Below are 19,875 nucleotides of genomic sequence, written 5' to 3'. Positions count from 1 at the left end.
ACCAGCTTCCGGCCGCCTGCCGACCTGCAACCAACTATCCCGCCATTCCCGCGTGGCGTTAACCCCTTTCCAGCGTGTCTGCGTTTGCTGGAGTGTCGCGGGTATCCGCGTCTACGGCCCGGAGCACGGTGTGGACGCCCCCGTTGCTCCGGTGGCCCACCAATTGTCAGTGGATGACGCCTGGATGTGCTGGCTTTGACGCCGGAGTTCAGTGAAAGGTGGCCGCGTAGTGATCGACGTAGTGGCGGCCGGAGCGGGCGGCGATCTCCCGCATCAGCTCATCGGTCGCGGTCCGCGCGGCGACGTGGTGGTCGTCGCGATGGTGCTCGGCGGGCAGGTAGTAGCGCGGTGCACCGAAGCTGATCCGGACCTTGCCGAAGCGGGGCAGTCGACGGCCGCGGGGGTTGACGCGGTCGGTGCCGGAAAGCACCACCGGAATCACCGGGGCGCCGGTCGCCATCGCGACCCGCAGGGTGCCGGTGCGGCCGCGATAGATCCGACCGTCCGGCGACCGGGTGCCCTCGGGGTGGATGGCCCAGCTGCCGCCGTCCTTGAGAATGCGGGTGGCGGCGGCGAGTGCGTCGGCCGCGGCGCTGCCGCCGGTCCGGTCGACCGGCACCTGGCCGGTCGCCGAGAAGAACCACCGCTGGAACCGTCCGCGCAGACCGGTTCCGGTGAAGTACTCCTGCTTGGCCAGGAAGGTGACCTGCCGTGGCAGCACGAGCGCCAGGTACAGCGAGTCGATCACCGCGAGGTGATTGGCCGCGACGATCACCGGCCCGGTCCGCGGAACATGATGCAGCCCTTCGACTTCGGGTCTACCCAGCATCCGCAACAGGGGACCGAGCAAGACGTACTTGAAGAGCCGATACCACACGTGAACCTCCCGAAAAGAATCTGTAGACACTGTCTACCGCATTAAGGTAGACAGTGTCTACGCTCGGTGTGAGGAGATTCGATGGTCGCCGTAGACAATGTCCGCATGGTCGAGAAGGAACCACTGCGGGAACGCCTGGTCGGTGCGGGCGTCGACCTGCTCGAAGAGGTCGGGGCGGCGCAATTGGGACTTCGCGCCATCACCCGGGCCGCCGGTGTCTCACATGGGGCACCGCGCAGGCACTTCCCGACGCACCGAGCGTTGCTCGCGGCCATCGCGGCGCGCGGGTTCGCCGATCTGATCGACCGCTTCGCGGCGGTCGACTCCGCCCCGGCGAGCGCGCGAGAACGGCTGGCGCGCATGAGCGTCGAGTATGTGGAGTTCGCCGGCGAACGGCCGGAGATGTTCACCCTGATGTTCCGCCACGACCTGCTCGAAGGCTCGGGCGAGAACTTGCGCGCGACCACGCTGCCCCTGTTCGAGCGGTTCGCGGCGTTGGTGGACGAGGCCGCTGCGGCCGCGCACGGCGGAGCTGTCGGCGCGGCGGAACGTGCGATCGCGCTGTGGACGAATCTGCACGGCATAGCCGCGCTGCAAGCGAATCGCAGCCTGCGGCTCGTCGGACCCGCCACCGATGTGCGCGCGCTGGTCGACCGGGCGCTCGAACTCCATCTGTCCTGAAAGGTATTGCCTACCGGCCGATCACGACTCGGCCACAGCGCTCACTACAGCGCGGCGACAGCCGCGACGAACCGGTCCAACTCATCGAAGCTGACGAAGCAGTGCGGAGAGGCGCGGACCACGGATTTCAGACCGCGAGCAGTCATGTCCAACAGAGTGGACCCGGCATGGCTCACGGTCACCGTGATGTTCTGCTCGGTGAGCAGGTCGCGCACCGCAACGGAATCGAGGCCGTCGACGGTGAACGACACGATGCCGCTGTGCCGGATGCCGATGTCGCGCACCGTCACTCCGGGAATCTCCGGGAGCGCTTTGCGCAGGTGCTCGGCACGCGTCGCGACCGCGTTGTAGACGTTCTCCGGGCCGAGCTCGAGCAGGTATCGCACGGCCGCGCCGAGGCCGAGCCGCCCGGCCACATCGCATTCCCAGAATTCGAAGCGGCTGGCGTCGGCCGCGAGCTGATAGTCGTCCGGACCGGTCCAGGCCGCGCTGTGCAGGTCGAGCCGCGCGGGTTCGATGGATGCCACCAATTCCGGCCGGACGTAAAGGAACCCGGTGCCGCGCGGGCCGCGCAACCACTTGCGGCCGGTGGCCGAGAGCGCGTCCACGTCCAACTCGGTCACGTCGATGGGCAGCTGCCCGGCCGACTGACAAGCGTCGAGCAACACCAGAGCACCCACCGAATGCGCGATCCTGGTGGCCTCGGCGGCCGGGTTGACCAGGCCGCCGTTGGTAGGTGCGTGCAGCACCGAGACCAGCTTGACCCGCTCGTCGACCATCGCCGCGAGCGCGTCCAGGTCGAGCTGCCCGCTGCTGTCGCTCGGGATCCGCTCCACCGTGGCCCCGGTGGCGCGGGCCCGTTGCAGGGCCGCGATCGCGTTGCTCGCGTAATCGGCCTCGGAGACCAGGATGCGGTCACCCGCGGCCAGCGGAATCGAATAGAAGAAGTCGGCCCACGACCGAGTCGCGCTGTCGCTCAACGCGATACTGGACGGTGCCGCGTTGATCAGCGTGCCGATCGCGGTCTTCACCGCGGCGAGATCGTCGAGGCGTTCGTTGGCGGCGCGGTAGCCGCCGACCTCGGCTTCGCGCCGCAGGTGGTCGATGACGGTGTCCAGGACCACTCGCGGGGGCAGCGACGAACCGGCACTGTCGAGGAAAACCGAGCCTGGCTCGGAACCAGGTGCGCAACCAGGAGTGTCGGCACGGACACGATTTTCATCCAGCATGATGCCGACCCTAACGGGTGTTCCCGACCGGTATTCCCGTCCCCAGTCGGCGCCCGGCCGGAGCCGGATCCGATCCCCAGTTCGACTTCTTGTCGGTTTCTTGTCGGTCACCCTCGCTACCCTGGATGGATCGCCGCGACCGGAACACGAAACGGCAACGTGGCGATAACGGATCGACGGCGGACACGAAACCACAGCGACTCGGACTCACGGTGGAGGTTGGTATGGCGGTCACGCTGGAACAGTCGGAGTTGGTCAGCCGCGTTATTCACGATGGGGAGCTGGGCTCACGAGCCGCGGCCGAGGCGTATATCGGCGGTGTCTGCTTCAAACAGGGCCCACCTACGCTGATCGGCGCCGAACTCGAGTGGCTCACCGTGCAGGGTGAGTGTTCGGCGTCAGGCCCCTCGGCCGCCCCGCGTCCGCAATTGACTGCTCTCGCGGATGCCCTCGGACCCTATGCACCACGGTCCATCGCCCCCGACTCCGCGGAACTCGCGTTACCAGGGGGCAGCCGGGTCACCATCGAACCCGGCGGTCAGATCGAACTATCCAGCGCACCGTTCGCTGATGCCGCGCAGCTGTGTACCTCGCTCCGCGACGATGCCCGCCGCTTGCGGGAACTTCTCGAATCCCGGTCCATCCGCACCGTTTCCGTCGCCGCCGACGCGGATCGCCGCCCCAAGCGGCTGCTCCAACTGCCGCGCTACCGGGCCATGGAACAGACCTTCGGCGGCATCGGCCCGTTCGGCAAGCTGATGATGTGCAATACCGCGGCCACGCAGGTCAGCCTCGACGCGGGCGCCGACCGCGCCGATGTCGCCGCTCGCTGGACGGCGCTCTACGCCATCGGCCCCGCGATGCTCGCCGCCTTCGCCTGTTCGCCCGCGCTACGCGGCGCGCCGGTCGGCGAGTGGGCATCACAGCGGATGCGAGCCTGGTTGCGACTCGACAATGCCAGGACCCGGCCGCCGCTGATGGACTGGGCGGATCCGATCCGCGGGTACAGCAGGTGGGCGCTCGACGTGCCGCTGCTGTGCGTCCGAAGACCGGACGAAACCGGTGGCCCGGGCCTGCCCGGTCGCGGTGTCGACTCGGCCTGGTCCCCACCGCCCGGGGCGACATTCGCGGACTGGCTGTCCGGCGCCCTGGACGACGAAGTCGGCCGCCGGCCGGACCGCAATGACCTCGACTATCACCTGACCACGCTGTTCCCGCCGGTGCGCGCGTCCGGTTACCTCGAGGTCCGCTATCTCGACGCACAGCCCGGCGACAGCTGGACCGTGCCGATCCACGTCCTCGACGCGCTCATGTCCAGCCGCGCCGTGGTGGCCGAGGCGACCGCCGTCGCCGCGCCACTGGCCGGTCATTGGCTCGATGCCGCCCGCTATGGGCTGGCGGACCTGGACATCAGATCGGTAGCGGTCGAACTGCTCGACCTCGCCGCCGCCAACGCGGCGAGCGCCGAGGCCGGACGCGAGATCGAATCCGCCGCCGAGCGATGTCGTAGCGGGCGAAGTCCCGCGGCGACCGGTGCCGGGGTGGGCGGGCCCGGAGTCGTTTCGTGAGCAGGCCGATCGATCGGCACTGTACGGGCAGAGTGCTGCTACGTCGCCGATCCGGCATCGACGGCCTACCCGTACGCGCCGCAGTCGACAGGAATCAACCCCGGAGAGCTATCGTGACCATTCAGCATCCCCCGGCCACCGACAACGCCGGAACCGAGCAACTACGCGACCGGATCGCCGAAGTACTCACCCGTGCGCGGCAGCGCACCCTCACCCTCACCGACTGCATCGACGAAGCCGAACTGGTGGCACAGCATTCGCGGTTGATGAGTCCACTGGTGTGGGACCTCGCACACATCGGTAATCAGGAAGAACTGTGGCTGGTTCGCGACGTGGGCGGCCGCGAGCCGGTGCGCGCCGACATCGATGAGCTGTACGACGCGTTCAAGCACGCCCGCGCGAACCGTCCCACGCTGCCGCTGCTCGACCCGACCCAGGCCAGGGGATATGTCGGCACGGTGCGCGACAAGGTGTGGGATGTGCTGGAGAGCAGCGATTTACGCGGCTCGCCGCTGGTCGACGGCGGGTTCGCCTTCGGCATGATCGCCCAGCACGAGCAGCAGCACGACGAGACCATGCTGGCCACCCACCAGTTGCGTACCGGCGCACCGGTCTTGTCGGCGCCCGCCGTGCCGACCACCGCGGCACCCGTCACCGGTGAAGTCGTCGTTCCCGCGGGTGAATTCACCATGGGCACGTCCACCGACCCGTGGGCCCTGGACAACGAACGACCGGCGCACCGAGTTACCTTGCCGGGCTTCGCGATCGATGCCGCGCCGGTGACCAACGAGCAGTACCTCGCCTTCATCGACGACGGCGGCTACCACCGGCCCGAGCTGTGGTCCGACCGCGGTTGGGCGCACCGGCAGGAGGCGAACCTGGTCGCGCCGCAATTCTGGGAGCGCGACCCGGCCGGGCACTGGTGGCGCCGCGTCTTCGGCGTGATGACCCCGCTGCGCCCGCACCAACCCGTGGTGCACGTGTGCTGGTTCGAGGCCGAGGCCTACGCGAACTGGGCGGGCAAGCGATTGCCCACCGAGGCCGAGTGGGAAAAGGCCGCGCGCCACGATCCGGCCACCGGCAACTCGCGCCGATTCCCCTGGGGTGACACCGAACCCGACGCCGGTACCGCGAATCTCGGCCAGCGGCACCTGGAACCGGCCGACGTGGGCGCCTATCCGGCGGGTGCGTCCCCGGCCGGGGTGCACCAGCTCATCGGCGACGTCTGGGAGTGGACCGCGTCCGGGTTCGACCCGTACCCGGGCTTCCGCGCGTTTCCGTACGCGGAGTACTCCGACGTCTTCTTCGGCGGTGACTATCGCGTGCTGCGCGGCGGCTCGTTCGGCACCGACCCCGTCGCCTGCCGCGGCACCTTCCGCAACTGGGACCATCCGATCCGGCGGCAGATCTTCTCCGGATTCCGGCTCGCGCGTGATCTTCGCGAAGGAGAGGGCTGATGTGCAGGCATCTCGGTTATGTCGGGCCGGTGGTGAGTGTCGGTGACCTGCTCACCGGGGGTACGCATTCGCTGCGTACCCAGGCATGGGCGCCGCGCGATATGCGTGGCGGCGGCACCGTCAACGCCGACGGGTTCGGCGTAGCTTGGTGGCGCGCGGTCGAATTGGATGCCCCGGGTAATCCGCTGGCCACGAGCGCACCGTCCGGTACGGGGGCGAACGGCAGCCTGATCGCGAGCCGGTACCGCAACGCCGCGCCCATCTGGACCGATCCCGCGGTGGAAGAGGTGCTGTCGCAACTGCGTTCGTCCGCTGTGCTGGGGTCGATCCGGTCCGCCACCGTGGGAATGCCGATCGAGCGGGCCGCGTGCGCACCGTTCACCAGCGAGCGGTGGGCCTTCAGCCACAACGGCTCGGTGCCGAACTGGCGACCGGTCGTCACCGCGGTGTCGTCCGACTTGGACACGGCCGCAACCCAGTTCGGCGCGACCAGGTTGTTCGAGACCATCCGCTTGCTCGACGCGGAATCCGCCACCGATGCCGCGACGCTGTGGGTGTTGTTGCGGCAGTTGCTCACCGCGGTGGAGCCGGGCGGTTTCGTCGACTCCCCGGCGGCGGCGCTCGGCATACTCGTGTCGGGCGTGCTGAAACACGCGCCGAACGCCCGGCTGAACTTCCTGCTCGGCGACGGCGAAACCGTCTGGGCCACAACGGTGCACCACTCGCTGTCGGCGCTGGTCACCGACACCTTCGCGGTGCTGTCCTCCGAACCCTATGACGACGACCCCGGGTGGCAGTCGATCCCCGACCACAGCCTGGTGATCGCCCGCGCCGGCGAGCTCACCATCGATCCTTTGCCCAACGGCACGAAAGGCTCTTCACTATGACCGCACCGACGCTGGAGATCCACCTATCCGACGACGACCTCACCTCGGCGTTGCGCGCGGACGCCCGCCTCGGCCTCACCGCCGATCCGAAGTGGCTGCCGCCCAAGTGGTTCTACGACGCCCGCGGCAGTGAACTGTTCGAGCAGATCACCGAGCTTCCCGAGTACTACCCGACGCGCACCGAACGGGCACTGCTGGAGCGGGTGGTCGGCGAGATCGCCCGCGTCGCCCAGGCCGAGGTACTGGTCGAGCTCGGCGCGGGCTCGGCCGCCAAGACCCGGCTGCTGCTGTCCGCCTTGACCACCGAAGGTCCGCTGAAGACTTATGTGCCGCAGGATGTCTCGGCGACGGCATTGCGCGCCGCGGCGGACGAGATCGCGGCCGAGTTCCCCGGGCTGGCCGTGCACGGCGTGGTCAGCGATTTCACCGACACCCTGCACAACCTGCCCGGCGGCGGCCGCCGGATGATCGCCTTCCTCGGCGGCACCATCGGCAACCTGATCCCCGCCGAACGCGCCGAATTCCTCGGCAGCATCTACGAGGTACTGGAACCGGGCGAGCAGCTGCTGCTCGGTGCCGGTCTGGTCATCGACCCGGCCGTACTCGTCCCCGCCTACGACGACGCGGCCGGCGTCACCGCCGAGTTCAATCGAAATGTGCTGCACGTATTGAACTCTCGCCTCGGCGCCGACTTCGCCCCGGACAAATTCGAGCACATCGCCCGCTGGGACACCGACAACGAGTGGATCGAAATGCGGCTGGCGGCAACCGAGGACATGACCGTCACGGTGCGTGACCTCGACCTCACCGTGCGGTTCGCCCGCGGCGAGCAGCTGCGCACCGAGATCTCCGCCAAGTTCCGAGTCGATGGCTTGGCCGCGGAACTGGACGCCGCCGGGTTCACCACCGAGCAGGTGTGGACCGATGCCGACAACCGTTTCGCGCTCGTCCTCGCGGCACGCGACTAGGCAAGCAAGGGCGACCGGGTAGTCGCTCCGGTCACCACGGCGGCGAGCCAGTCGACCAGGGGCCGCATCGTCTCCCAGGCGGTGCGGATCTCCTTGGCGGCGCGTGGTTTGTCCAGCCAGGGCGGTGCCCCGAAGTCCTTGTTGCAGACCAGGGCCTTGTGCCGGAGCAGGTCGATTCGCGGATGGTCGGCGTCGTAGCCCTTCGGCTTGGTCTTGAGCTTTTCGCCGCCGATCGTGTATCCCGCTTCGGTCAACTTCGCCAGAATCGATTCCAGCTCCGGGCCGCGCACATCGTGATCGATGGTGGCGCGCAGCTGGGCGATCTGCTCCGACGAACCACCGTAGAAACCACCCGCGACGTACAGTCCCGCCGCGCCGACCTGCACGTACCAGCCGGTACTCGGCGCAACGGACACGTACGCGCCCTGGTGATCCTTGTATGGCGTCTTATCTTTGGAAAACCGCACGTCGCGATACGGTCGGAAGATCTTGGCCGCACCGAAATCCGGCTCCAACTCGGCGGTGAGGGCGATCATCGGCGCCTTCACCGCCGACTCGTACACGTCCTTGTGTGCCGTCCAGAACGCCTTGGAGTTGTCGGCCTCGAGATCCTCGTAGAAATCCAGCCCTGCCAGCGGAAAGCCGCTGAACTCGGTCATGACTGTGCCTCGCTCATACCGAGCAATCTACGTTCTCAGGTCTCCGTTGAAGATGAGGAACCCCACCAGGAAGCCGATGATCATGCCGACACCCGACGTGATCGCGGCCCACTTGCCCAGCGGCTCGCCCTTGTTGTGGCCGACGATGCCGAGGACGATGCCCGCCGGACCGAACAGGATGGGGCAGAACAACACCGAGATCACCGCGCAGACGAAACCGATGATCGAGAACACCTGGGTGCCCGATCGCTGCGGTTCGGTGTTGTACGGCTGGTAGGACTGCTGCGGATATTCGCCGTAGCCGGGTGGCGTCGGTCCTTGTTCGCCATAGCCACCCGGCGGTGGATAGTTGTAGACGCCGCCTTGCGGATATTGTGACGGGCTTCCCGGTGCACCCTGCGGTTGGCCGCCGCCAGGATACTGCTGGTACTGCGGCGTTCCCCATTGCTGTTGACCGCCCGTCGGCTGCTCAGGGGGCGCGCCCCACGCCTGCTGACTACCAGACGGTGCCGCAGGTTCCGCACCCCACGTGGGCTGATTGCCCGATGGCCCGGCCGGACCGCCCTCCGAAGAGGGTCGGCTGGTCGACGGCCCAGCGGGTCCCGAACCCGAAGACGGTTGACTCATCGAGGGCCCGGCAGGCCCCGTGCCCCACGGTTGCGGCTGTCCGCCCAACGGCCCGGCGGGAGCGTCGGTCGGCTGCCACCATTCCCCGGCCGGTGGTGGCGGTGCGATGTACGGCTGACTCGAAGGTTCCGCCGCACCAACGTCTTTCGACAACGAAGGCGCCGCACCGGAGTCTTCGCTCGGCGCGGATTCGCCCGCGCCGGTTTCGCCGGACGACGGCACGGCGCCGGAGTCGTGCGAAGACTTCGTAAGTTCGCTCGCCCCGGTCCCGCGCGATCGGGACGGCGCCGGTGCGCCGGTCTCCGCGTCGGCCGGCTCCGGTGCATCACCGGTGGGTTTCGGATCCTGTGGCGTGCTCATCGCGCCCTCCTCCGTCTCGTCCGGCGGCGCCCGTATGCGTCCCTGGCGCATTTCGCTCCGACGCTGCGTGGTCGGAGGACGGACCGCGTCCGGCTGCTCTCGTTATGCGTACCACGCCGGACGAGCCGTTATAGCCGATTGCGTAAGGCGGCGCGTCCGTCGCGGGACCGCTGGTCAGAGATCCGAGTCGTCGACGATTTCCATGGCCGCCACCTCGGCGGGCCGCTCGTCCGCTTCGGCTTCCTCGGCTCGCTGCTCGCGCGGGGTCGCCTCCTGGGCCAGTTCGTCGGCGATGCCCAGCCTGCCGTCGTCTTCGTTCTCGTGATAGCGAATCCGCAGGTCGTCCGGCGGATCCTCGACATTGCGCTGATAGGCGCGGATCTCGTCGGCTTGGTCGTCGTCTCCCATATCTGTGTCCAACGGTTCACGGTCCATACTGTTCAGTATCCCCGCGGATCGGCACAGCTAACGGAACCGGCGCAAAGAAATGGCGGCCCAGGCCGAAGCCCGAACCGCCGTTTCCGCAGTCTGAAGGTCAAGCGTTGCCGTTGAAAAGCCCGGTGACCGAGCCGTTCTCGAAGACCTCGCGGATGGTGCGGGCGAGCAGTGGGGCGATGGACAGCACCGTCAGCTGCGGGAACTTCTTCTCTTCGGTGATCGGCAGCGTGTTGGTGACCACGACCTCCTTGGCGCCACAGGCGGCGAGCCGCTCCGCGGCCGGGTCGCTGAGCACGCCGTGCGTCGCGGCGATGACCACGTCACCGGCGCCCGCGTCCTTGAGGACCTTGACCGCGCCCGCGATGGTGCCACCGGTGTCGATCATGTCGTCGATCAGGATGCAGGTGCGGCCCTCGACCTCACCGACCACGCGGTTCGCCTTGATCTGGTTGGGCACCAGCGGGTCGCGGGTCTTGTGGATGAACGCCAGCGGCGAGCCGCCGAGCGAGTCGGCCCACTTCTCGGCGACGCGCACGCGGCCGGAGTCGGGGGAGACCACGGTGATGTGGTCCAGGGTGTAGTTGTTGCGGATGTACTCGGCGAGCTGCAGCTGCGCGTGCATGTGATCGACGGGGCCGTCGAAGAAGCCCTGGATCTGGTCGGTGTGCAGGTCGACGGTGATGATGCGGTCCGCGCCCGCGGTCTTGAGCAGGTCGGCGACCAGGCGAGCCGAGATCGGTTCGCGGCCGCGGTGCTTCTTGTCCTGGCGGGCGTAGGGGTAGAACGGCAGCACGGCGGTGATCCGCTTGGCCGAACCGCGCTTGAGCGCGTCGATCATGATGAGCTGTTCCATCAACCACTGGTTCAGCGGCGCCGGGAAGCTCTGCAGCACGAACGCGTCGGAGCCGCGGACCGACTCCTCGAAGCGAACGAAGATCTCACCGTTGGCGAAGTCGCGTGCGGTCTGCGGCGTGACGTGGACGTCGAGTTCCTTGGCGACTTGCTCGGCCAGCTCAGGATGAGCGCGTCCCGAGAAGAGCATCAGGTTCTTCTGGTTGTCGATCCATGACGCGGTCACTGCTGTTTGCCATCCTTTTGCTCGATTGCCTGACCCGACATCTCTTTGGCGGCGTTGGCTTCTGCCGCCGCGCGCGCCGCGGCCGTCCCGGGACGGTGCCGTTGCACCCAGCCCTCGATGTTCTTCTGCGGCCCGCCGGATATCGCGAGTGCGCCGGGCGGAACGCTTCTGCGCAGTACAGTACCCGCCGCCGTATACGCGCCGTCACCCACCGTTACCGGTGCGACAAACATCGTGTCGCTTCCCGTTCGCACGTGTGAGCCGACCGTGGTGTGATGCTTGGTCACTCCGTCGTAGTTCACGAAAACACTGGAAGCGCCGATGTTGCTGTGCTCGCCGATGGTCGCGTCGCCGACGTAGGTCAGATGCGGCACCTTGGAGTGCGCGCCGATCGAGGCGTTCTTGGTTTCCACGAAGGCGCCGAGCTTGCCGGAATTGCCGACCACGGTGCCGGGACGCAGGTAACTGAACGGACCGATGGCCGCGCCGGGGCCGATCATCGCGCCCTCGCCGTGGGTGCGCACGACCCGGGCGCCGTCGCCGACGACCACATCGGTCAGCGTGCTGTCCGGACCGATCTCGGCGTCCTCGCCGATCACGGTGTCGCCGAGCAGTTGCACGCCGGGGCGGAGCACGGCGTCGCGACCGATCCGCACACTCGCGTCCACCCAGGTCGAGGCGGGATCGATGATGGTGACACCGGCGCGCATGTGCCGTTCCAGGATGTAGCGGTTGAGCCTGCTGGTGGCATTGGCCAGCTGCACCCGGTCATTGACGCCGGTGACCTTGGCCGCGTCGACCAAGCGGGCGCCGTGCACCGGATGTCCGGCCTCGTGGGCCAGCCGCAGTACGTCGGTCAGATACAGCTCGTGCTGGGCGTTCGCGGTGGACAACCGGCTGATCATGGTGCGCAGCACGGCCGCGTCGAAGGCGTACACACCCGAGTTGACCTCGGTGATCGCGGACTGCTCCGGCGTGGCGTCGGCGTGCTCGACGATCTCGACCACCTGGCCGTTGGCGTCGCGAATGATGCGCCCGTAGCCGTTCGGGTCGTCGGGCACGAAGGTCAGTACGGTGACCGCGGAACGTTCGGCATAACTGCGGTGTTCGTCGAGCAGCGCGGACAGCGTGTGCCCGTCCAGCAGCGGCACGTCGGCGGAGGTGACCAGCAGATCGCCCTCGAAACCCACCGGCAGGGCGGCAAGTGCGCACTGCACCGCGTGCCCGGTGCCGAGCTGTTCTTCCTGGATGGCCGGGGTGATCTCGCGCCCGAGGTCGGTGGCGACCGCGTTGACCGCGGCGCCGACCTGCGCACGGTCGTGCCCGACCACGGTGATGAGGTATGCGGGGTCGATCTCGTTCGCCGCATGCAGCGCGTGCGCGAGCATGCTTCGACCGGCCAGCGAATGCAGCACCTTGGGGGTCTTCGACCGCATTCGCGTCCCGGCACCGGCTGCGAGAACGACGACGGCGGTCTGCTGTGGCATGGATCTCCCTCGGCTGCCTGTCATCGTGCTGGGGCTCTTGCTGTGCTGGGCGCAGATGTGCGGGCCAACGATAGTCATCGTGCTGCCGAGCTCCGCCGCCAGGACTCGAACCTGAACTATCTGAACCAAAATCAGAGGTGCTGCCATTACACCACGGCGGATTGCCACATCGGCGGATCGGGAACACCCGCCGCTGTGCCACGGCACGGGAAAGATCCTCGCATACTGGCCCGCCTCTCCGCGATTCTTGCCGGTCGTTGGTGCGTTGAGAGTGCCGTCGCGCGAGAAGATCGGGGGCGCGCCCGGGGTTGACGGGGCGTTTGACCGAGCTGTCTGGAACAGTTATGGCACCGGATGGTCGTTTGGCGAAGGGAGGCGGGTGCGATGTCGTCTGAGGAACCGCCCCGGGTGCACCGGCCGCGGATGACGGGTACACAGCGGCGGCAGCAACTGATCGAGATCGGTCGCGCGCTGTTCGCCGAACGCGGATATGACGCGACCTCGATCGAGGAGATCGCGCAGCGCGCCCAAGTCTCCAAACCTGTGGTGTACGAACACTTCGGCGGCAAAGAGGGGTTGTACGCGGTCGTCGTCGACCGCGAGATGTCGATGCTGCTCGACATGATCGTCTCGTCGCTGACCCAGAATCGGTCCAGGGTCCGGCTCGAACAGGTCGCGCTCGCGCTGCTGACCTACATCGAGGAACGCACCGACGGCTTCCGGATCCTGGTACGCGATCAACCGGCGGGCAATGCCGAGGGCCGCTACTCCAGCCTGCTCAACGAGGCCGTGAACCAGGTGGCGCACATCCTCGCCGGGGATTTCGAGCGCCGCGGTTTCGACACCAGTCTGGCCACCCTCTATGCCCAGGCGTTGGTCGGGCAGGTCGCGACCGCGGCCACCTGGTGGCTGGACGAGCGCAAGCCCTCGAAAGAGGTTGTCGCGGTCCACTTGGTGAATCTGTGCTGGAACGGGCTGAGTCATCTGGAGGCCGACCCGCAACTCAGCTCGGAGTGGCCCGCCGGTATCGAGGAGTGACGCGGGTTGTTAACCAGTGAATTGCGAAGTGGGTCCGGTCGAATGCTCGAATTGGCTGCCGGGCGCGCACCTGGTGGTACGGTTCACCCATCCTTTGGGTGCTGTTCGGGCGGTAAGTCGGTCTACTTCGTGATGTCGGTCTACTTCAGGATGGCTGGTTTTTGGGATGACAGGCGGATCTGATGGCTAGGCAAGCGCGCGCGGAGATCACCCGCGACTCCGTTCTTGCGGGCGCTGCCGATGTCTTTCTGCGCTTGGGTTACGCGAACGCGAGTCTGAGCGAGATCATCGCGCAGTCCAATGTGACCAAGGGCGCCTTGTACTTTCACTTCGGCTCGAAAGAAGAGCTGGCGCGTGCGGTGGTCGACCAGGGCAACGAGCGGCTGGTCAGCTCGTGTCAGGGCTTCTTCGATCCCCGGGTGCCCGCGCTCGAGGCGTGCATCGGCATCACCTACGTCGTGGCCGATCTATCGATGAACGATCCGATGGTCGGCGCGATGCTCAAGCTCACCCACCAGATCGGTGACTACCGCGGCGCCCAGGGCGATAACATCGCCAAGACCTGGGGCGACACTTACCGCGTGCTCTCCGAAAGGGCCATCGCCCAGGGCGATTTGCAGCCGGAGCTCGACGCCGAGGTGATCGGGATGCTGCTGCAGGAGATGACCGCGGGCGTGCACATCATCGCGGTCGGCACCGAGTCGATCGACCAGATGGCGACCCGGATGGAACGCGTCTGGTACTTCCTGCTTCCCTCGATCGTCCCCAGCGAGAAGCTCGCCTACTTCCGCGAGTTCGCGGCCCGGCGGCTGCGCCGCTACGTCCCATAGCATCCCCGGCTCGACGTGTCACCGGCGCTGGCTAGACTCGGCCTGCCGCTCGAAACACCCGCTTGAGCTCAGGAGTTGTCATGTCGACCCATCGTCCGCCGCTGGCGGGACTCGCGGCGGTAGCCGGTGCCGATGCCGCGTTGCGGACCGTCGCGGAGTTGGTCGGTAAGACCTCGATCGAGCTGGTCGCGCCGTCCGCGGTGCGCCCGTTCGTGGCCGCGACCATCGCCGCGACGCGGCCGCTGGTGGTGGTGACCGCGACCGGTCGCGAGGCGGACGATCTGTCGGTCGAGCTCGAGGAGATGCTGGGCCCCGCCGTCGCGCAGTTCCCGTCCTGGGAAACCCTGCCGCACGAGCGGTTGTCGCCCGGCGCCGACACGGTCGGGCGGCGGCTCGAGGTGCTGCGCAGGCTGGCCCATCCCGAAGACCCGGCCTTCCCGGAGCCACTACGCGTCGTGGTGACCACCGTGCGCTCGCTCATGCAGCCGATGGCCGGTGGGCTCGGCGATATCGAGCCGATCGTGCTGCGCGTCGGCGCCGAACTCGATTTCGACGAATTGCTCACGCGCCTGGTCGAATTCGCCTACACCCGGGTCGACATGGTGGGCAAGCGCGGTGAATTCGCGGTGCGCGGCGGCATCCTCGACCTGTTCCCGCCCACCGCCGATCATCCGGTGCGGGTGGAGTTCTGGGGTGACGAGGTCACCGAACTGCGGCCGTTCGCGGTCGCCGATCAGCGCTCGCTGGCCGAGGTATCGGTCGATGCCGTCATCGCGCCGCCCTGTCGCGAACTGCTGCTCACCGCCGCCGTGCGGGAACGGGCCGCCGCGGTCGCCGTCGACTACGCGGCCGACGCCGCGCTGGTCGAAATGCTGGAAAAGCTGGCCCAGGGCGTCCCGGTCGACGGCATGGAGGCGCTGCTTCCGGTGCTGCAGCCCAGCGAGCTGCGACTGCTGACCGAGGTGCTGCCCGAGGGCACCCATGTGCTGCTCTGCGATCCGGAGAAGATCCGCACCCGCGCCGCCGATCTGGTGCGCACCGGCGAGGAGTTCCTGGAGGCGTCCTGGACCGCGGCCTCGTTCGGTGCCGCCGCGCCGCTCGGCGCGCACGGACTGGACCTGGCGGCCTCCGGTTATCGGGCGCTGCCGGTCGTGCACGCGAGCGCGGACGAGCATGAGCTGCCCTGGTGGACGCTGAGCCCGCTCACCTCCGGCGCCCCGTCCGAGGTGGTGCTTCCGGTGCTGGCCGGGCCGACCGCCCGCGGCTCCGACGAACTCGTCGCGACCATCTTCGCCTCGCTGCGCGCGCACGTGGCAACCGGCGGCCGCGCCGTGGTCGTCGTCGCCGGACACGGTACGGCGCAACGCATTCTGGAACGGCTCGCCGACGCCGAGGTGCCCGCCGGCCTGCTGGAACCCGGTGCCGAACCGGGCAACGGGGTGGTCGGCGTGCTGTGCGGTTCGCTGCACGACGGTCTGGTGTTCGACGACGCCGGGCTGGTGGTGGTCGCCGAATCCGACCTCACCGGCAACCGGGTCACCGCGCCCGGCGAGGGAAAGCGGCTGCCCGCCAAGCGTCGCAACCAGGTCGACCCGCTGGCGTTGAACGCGGGCGACATGGTGGTGCACGACCAGCACGGCATCGGGCGCTTCGTCGAGATGATCGAACGCACCATCGGCGGCGCGCGCCGCGAATACCTGGTCATCGAATACGCGCCCGGCAAGCGCGGCCAGCCCGGCGACCGGCTGTTCGTGCCGATGGAGTCGCTGGATCAGCTGTCGCGCTACGTCGGTGGCGAGATGCCGAGCCTGTCCAAGCTCGGCGGGTCCGACTGGGCCAATACGAAACGCAAGGCGCGCAAGGCGGTTCGGGAGATCGCCGGTGAGCTGGTGCAGCTGTACGCCGCGCGCCAGGCGGCGCCCGGCCACGCCTTCGGCCCGGACACCCCGTGGCAGCAGGAGATGGAGGACGCGTTCGCGTTCACCGAGACCGTCGACCAGATGACCGCCATTGCCGAGGTGAAGGCGGACATGGAGAAACCCGTTCCGATGGACCGGGTGGTGTGTGGCGACGTGGGCTACGGCAAGACCGAGATCGCCGTGCGCGCCGCGTTCAAGGCGGTGCAGGACGGTAAGCAGGTCGTCGTGCTGGTGCCGACTACCCTGCTGGCGCAACAACATCTGCAGACCTTCACCGAACGCGTCGCGGGCTTCCCGATCACCGTGAAGGGCCTGTCCCGATTCACCGATCCGGCCGACGCCCGGGCCGTGCTGGAGGGCATGGCCGACGGCAGCGTCGACATCGTGGTCGGCACCCACCGGCTGCTGCAGACCGGCGTGCGCTGGAAGGACCTGGGCCTGGTCGTGGTCGACGAGGAGCAGCGGTTCGGGGTCGAACACAAGGAACACATCAAGGCGCTGCGCACCCACGTGGACGTGCTGACCATGTCGGCGACGCCGATTCCGCGCACCCTGGAGATGAGCCTGGCGGGCATCCGCGAGATGTCGACCATCCTCACCCCGCCGGAGGAGCGGCATCCGGTGCTCACCTACGTCGGCGCCTATAACGACAAGCAGGTCACCGCGGCCATCCGGCGTGAGCTGCTGCGCGACGGACAGATCTTCTATGTGCACAACCGGGTGTCCTCGATCGACAAGGCCGCCAAGCGCATTCGCGATCTGGTGCCCGAAGCCCGGGTCGCCGTCGCGCACGGTCAGATGAACGAAGACACCCTCGAATCCACCGTGGAAGGGTTCTGGGAGCGCGAGTTCGATGTGCTGGTCTGCACCACGATCATCGAGACCGGCCTCGACATCTCCAACGCGAACACCCTGATCGTGGAACGTGCTGATGCCCTCGGTCTTTCGCAGCTGCACCAGTTGCGTGGCCGGGTCGGCCGCAGCCGGGAACGCGGCTACGCCTACTTCCTGTACCCGCCGGAGAAGCCGCTCACCGAGACCGCCTACGACCGGCTGGCCACCATCGCCCAGAACTCCGACCTCGGCGCGGGCATGGCGGTGGCCATGAAGGACCTCGAAATCCGCGGTGCGGGCAACGTTCTCGGCGCCGAACAGTCCGGCCATGTCGCCGGTGTCGGCTTCGATCTCTACGTCCGCCTGGTCGGCGAGGCCGTCGAGGCCTACCGTGCCGCCGCCGACGGTAGGCCCATCACCTCCGAGGAACCCAAGGAGGTCCGCATCGACCTGCCGGTCGACGCGCACATTCCGCCCGACTACATCGCCAGCGACCGGCTGCGGCTCGAGGCTTACCGCAAACTCGCTTCCGCCCAGGAAGATTCGGCCCTCGCCTCGGTCGTCGAAGAGCTCATCGACCGCTACGGGCCGCTGCCGGTCGAGGTGGGCAGGCTGGTCTCGGTCGCGAAGCTCCGGCTGCTGGCCCGCGAATACGGGGTCACCGAAATCGCGGTCACCGGAACGACACTCAAGGTCTCGCCGCTGCACCTGCCCGATTCGAAGCAGATGCGGCTCAAGCGGATCTACCCGAGCGCGAACTACCGTGCCGCCAGCGGGGTGATCTCGTTGCCGCTGCCGCGGGTCGAAGACAGCGTCGGCGCCGAACGCGTCCGCGACGTGGTGCTCCTGCAATTCGTCGCGGATCTGCTGCTCGCCCTGGACGGAAAAGCCCAGGGTGCGGTGGATCTCACCACCGCGACCGAAGTCTCGGCCGCGCGATGAGCGGGGACCGTGACGAAGCTGTCCTGCGCGCCGCCCGGCACGCCGCCGCCAGCCAGGCAACCGGTGCCTCGGAAACCGTTGAGCCGCCCTCCGACACCGCGGTCGTGGCCGCGGGTCTGACCGGCGCCGTCGAAGTGATGGACCGCCTCTGGAATTTCGGCGGCTGGGAAGTCACCCAGACCCACGACTCGCTGCGCCCCTACCTGCTCGAGGAAACCTACGAACTCCTCGACGCCATCCAGCACAACGACACCGAAACCATCAAGGAAGAACTCGGCGACCTGCTGCTCCAGGTCCTCTTCCACTCCCGGATAGCCGAGGACGCGGGCGAATTCACCGTCGACGATGTAGCCGCCGCCCTCGTTGCCAAACTGGTCAACCGCAGCCCCTACCTCCGCGACACCCGCTTCGCCGCCGACACCACCCTCGAGGAAAAGATCGCCGCTCAGGAAAGCGCCTGGGAGGAACGCAAATCCGCCGAAAAGTCCCGCCGTTCCTGTCTCGACGGCATCGCCATGGCCCAACCGGCTTTGGCGCTGGCCGAAAAGGTCCGCGCCCGCAGCACCAAGGCAGGCCTTCCGGATGACCTGATTCCCGCCACCCTCCGCGTCGTCCACCTCGGCGGCCAGGACAGCGCCGAAGAGCGTCTGCGCAAAGCCACCCTGAACTTCGCCGCCACCATCCACGCCACCGAGGACGCCGCCGAAGCCGCCCGCGGCGAGCGGCTTCCGCTCTCCGGTCACGACTGGCGCAAGTACTGGGTCACGGAGCCGAGCGCGGACTGATCCGGGCAGGTTGTCGCGCTCTTTTCGACTCGCCTGTCGGCCCATTCCGTGCGCGGTAGCGTTGGCGGGTACGAACGTCGGCCGGATCGGAGGTGTCGGATGCTGAGTGTGTTTTCTTCGCCGGGGCATTACGTGCAAGGGCGGGAGGCGACCGCGCAACTCGGTGCGGAGATGACCCGGCTCGGGCTCGGTGGACCGGTCATGATCGTCGCGGGCGGCAGTGCGCAGCGACTGTTGACCGAGACGTGGGACCGGTCGTTGAGCGACGCGAAAATCGCGTACGCCGTGCACCATTCGAGCGGCGAGTGCACCAGGGCCGAGATCGCCCGAATCACCGCGGCCGTGCAAGACAGCGGCAGCACAGTCGTTTTGGGCGCGGGTGGCGGCAAGGTGCTCGACTCGGCGCGGGCGGTCGCCGACGATCTCGAGCTGCCGATGATCAGCTGTCCGACCACCGCGTCGAGTGATGCGCCGTGCAGCGCGCTGTCCGTGATCTACACCGACGCAGGGGAAGTCGAGACCTATCAGCTGGTCCGCCGCAACCCGGCGCTGGTGCTGGTGGACACCTCGGTCATCGTGCGGGCCCCGGCCAGGCTGCTCGCCTCCGGCATGGGCGACGCCCTCGCCACCTGGTTCGAGGCGCGCACGTGCACGCTGGCTCGGGTGCGCAATATGCGCGGCGGCGCGTCCACCCGCAGCGCCACCGCGCTCGCGGAACTCTGCTACCACACGTTGCTGGCCGATGGGCCGCAGGCCTTGGCCGCCGTGCGGGAGCACGCCGTCACCCCCGCGCTCGAACGCATCGTCGAGGCCAATACCTTGCTGTCGGGGCTCGGCTTCGAATCCTCGGGACTGGCTGCCGCGCACGCCGTGCACAACGGGCTGACGGCCGCCCCGCAGACCCACGCGTTTCTGCACGGCGAAAAGGTCGCTTTCGGCGTGCTGACTCAATTGGTCCTCGAAGGCACCCCCGCCACCGAGGTCGACACGGTCCTCGACTTCTGCAGGGAGGTCGGCCTGCCCACCACCCTCGCCGCTCTCGGCTTGGCCGACGCCGACGAAAACACCTTGTCCGCGATCGCCACCCGCGCCACCGCACCGGGCGAAACAATCCACAACGAACCCTTCACCGTGGACGCCGCGATGGCCCTCGACGCGATCCGCACCGCCGACGCGCTGGGCCGCCGATCGCAGTAGCCCACGATCGGCAC

At 68.0% G+C, this 19,875-nt stretch carries 17 protein-coding genes and 1 tRNA gene; 10 read left to right on the top strand and 8 right to left on the bottom strand.

The window, feature by feature from the left end; genetic code table 11:
• Positions 1–208 precede the first annotated feature (208 nt).
• The gene (locus ACFK0J_RS35160; RefSeq protein ID WP_378734009.1) at positions 209–877 is read right to left on the bottom strand and encodes a lysophospholipid acyltransferase family protein; all 669 of its coding nucleotides are present in this window, start codon (positions 875–877) and stop codon (positions 209–211) included.
• Between the two features lie 81 nt (positions 878–958).
• Here ACFK0J_RS35160 and ACFK0J_RS35155 point away from each other — a divergent pair, with 81 nt between their 5' ends.
• A complete protein-coding gene (locus ACFK0J_RS35155; RefSeq protein ID WP_378734008.1) occupies positions 959–1,558 on the top strand; it encodes a TetR/AcrR family transcriptional regulator in 600 nt (199 codons plus the stop codon).
• 44 nt (positions 1,559–1,602) lie between these two features.
• On the opposite strand, the gene ACFK0J_RS35150 is transcribed toward ACFK0J_RS35155, so the two are convergent.
• On the bottom strand, positions 1,603–2,787 hold the full coding sequence (locus tag ACFK0J_RS35150) for an aminotransferase class V-fold PLP-dependent enzyme (protein WP_378734007.1): 1,185 nt from the start codon (positions 2,785–2,787) through the stop codon (positions 1,603–1,605).
• Between the two features lie 224 nt (positions 2,788–3,011).
• Between ACFK0J_RS35150 and egtA the strand changes: the two genes are divergently transcribed.
• The 4 genes from egtA to egtD all read left to right on the top strand — a co-directional run bounded on the left by egtA (position 3,012) and on the right by egtD (position 7,667).
• A complete protein-coding gene (egtA, locus tag ACFK0J_RS35145; RefSeq protein ID WP_378734006.1) occupies positions 3,012–4,355 on the top strand; it encodes an ergothioneine biosynthesis glutamate--cysteine ligase EgtA in 1,344 nt (447 codons plus the stop codon).
• Positions 4,356–4,468: 113 nt separating this feature from the next.
• Positions 4,469–5,812: an ergothioneine biosynthesis protein EgtB gene (gene egtB / locus ACFK0J_RS35140; protein WP_378734005.1), complete on the top strand. Its 1,344-nt coding sequence runs from the start codon at positions 4,469–4,471 to the stop codon at positions 5,810–5,812.
• Positions 5,812–6,699, top strand: a complete 888-nt coding sequence (locus ACFK0J_RS35135) for a class II glutamine amidotransferase (protein ID WP_378734003.1) — start codon at positions 5,812–5,814, stop codon at positions 6,697–6,699. The genes egtB and ACFK0J_RS35135 overlap by 1 nt, the downstream gene beginning before the upstream one ends.
• Entirely contained in the window at positions 6,696–7,667 is a 972-nt protein-coding gene (gene egtD, locus ACFK0J_RS35130) for an L-histidine N(alpha)-methyltransferase (RefSeq protein ID WP_378734002.1), read from the top strand. Before ACFK0J_RS35135 ends, egtD begins: the two co-directional genes overlap by 4 nt.
• Here the strand turns inward: egtD and ACFK0J_RS35125 are convergent.
• The 6 genes from ACFK0J_RS35125 to ACFK0J_RS35100 all read right to left on the bottom strand — a co-directional run bounded on the left by ACFK0J_RS35125 (position 7,664) and on the right by ACFK0J_RS35100 (position 12,477).
• On the bottom strand, positions 7,664–8,326 hold the full coding sequence (locus ACFK0J_RS35125) for a DUF2461 domain-containing protein (protein WP_378734001.1): 663 nt from the start codon (positions 8,324–8,326) through the stop codon (positions 7,664–7,666). The two genes, egtD and ACFK0J_RS35125, sit on opposite strands and share 4 nt — an antisense overlap.
• A gap of 27 nt (positions 8,327–8,353) precedes the next feature.
• The gene (locus tag ACFK0J_RS35120) at positions 8,354–9,313 is read right to left on the bottom strand and encodes a hypothetical protein (RefSeq protein ID WP_378734000.1); all 960 of its coding nucleotides are present in this window, start codon (positions 9,311–9,313) and stop codon (positions 8,354–8,356) included.
• Positions 9,314–9,487: 174 nt separating this feature from the next.
• A complete protein-coding gene (locus tag ACFK0J_RS35115) occupies positions 9,488–9,748 on the bottom strand; it encodes a hypothetical protein (protein WP_378733999.1) in 261 nt (86 codons plus the stop codon).
• A 100-nt stretch (positions 9,749–9,848) separates the two neighbouring features.
• On the bottom strand, positions 9,849–10,829 hold the full coding sequence (locus ACFK0J_RS35110; RefSeq protein ID WP_218471634.1) for a ribose-phosphate diphosphokinase: 981 nt from the start codon (positions 10,827–10,829) through the stop codon (positions 9,849–9,851).
• A complete protein-coding gene (gene glmU, locus ACFK0J_RS35105) occupies positions 10,826–12,316 on the bottom strand; it encodes a bifunctional UDP-N-acetylglucosamine diphosphorylase/glucosamine-1-phosphate N-acetyltransferase GlmU (protein ID WP_378733998.1) in 1,491 nt (496 codons plus the stop codon). The genes ACFK0J_RS35110 and glmU overlap by 4 nt, the downstream gene beginning before the upstream one ends.
• 90 nt (positions 12,317–12,406) lie before the next feature.
• Positions 12,407–12,477, bottom strand: a tRNA-Gln gene (locus tag ACFK0J_RS35100).
• A 262-nt stretch (positions 12,478–12,739) separates the two neighbouring features.
• Here ACFK0J_RS35100 and ACFK0J_RS35095 point away from each other — a divergent pair.
• The 5 genes from ACFK0J_RS35095 to ACFK0J_RS35075 all read left to right on the top strand — a co-directional run bounded on the left by ACFK0J_RS35095 (position 12,740) and on the right by ACFK0J_RS35075 (position 19,861).
• Positions 12,740–13,354 carry a TetR/AcrR family transcriptional regulator gene (locus tag ACFK0J_RS35095; RefSeq protein WP_378743254.1) on the top strand — a complete coding sequence of 205 codons (615 nt, stop codon included), beginning with the start codon at positions 12,740–12,742 and terminating at the stop codon, positions 13,352–13,354.
• Between the two features lie 182 nt (positions 13,355–13,536).
• On the top strand, positions 13,537–14,184 hold the full coding sequence (locus ACFK0J_RS35090) for a TetR/AcrR family transcriptional regulator (RefSeq protein WP_040738837.1): 648 nt from the start codon (positions 13,537–13,539) through the stop codon (positions 14,182–14,184).
• A gap of 80 nt (positions 14,185–14,264) precedes the next feature.
• Positions 14,265–17,879: a transcription-repair coupling factor gene (gene mfd / locus ACFK0J_RS35085; protein WP_378733997.1), complete on the top strand. Its 3,615-nt coding sequence runs from the start codon at positions 14,265–14,267 to the stop codon at positions 17,877–17,879.
• A complete protein-coding gene (locus ACFK0J_RS35080; protein WP_378733996.1) occupies positions 17,876–18,664 on the top strand; it encodes a MazG family protein in 789 nt (262 codons plus the stop codon). The genes mfd and ACFK0J_RS35080 overlap by 4 nt, the downstream gene beginning before the upstream one ends.
• A 99-nt stretch (positions 18,665–18,763) precedes the next feature.
• Positions 18,764–19,861: a glycerol dehydrogenase gene (locus tag ACFK0J_RS35075; RefSeq protein ID WP_378733995.1), complete on the top strand. Its 1,098-nt coding sequence runs from the start codon at positions 18,764–18,766 to the stop codon at positions 19,859–19,861.
• Positions 19,862–19,875: the final 14 nt, after the last annotated feature.

Origin of the sequence: Nocardia brasiliensis (assembly GCF_042691675.1) — a bacterium.
Classification (GTDB): Bacteria; Actinomycetota; Actinomycetes; order Mycobacteriales; family Mycobacteriaceae; genus Nocardia; species Nocardia brasiliensis_D.
Note: the sequence above shows the minus strand (reverse complement) of the source record. Positions and strands in the feature narration are given on the sequence as shown.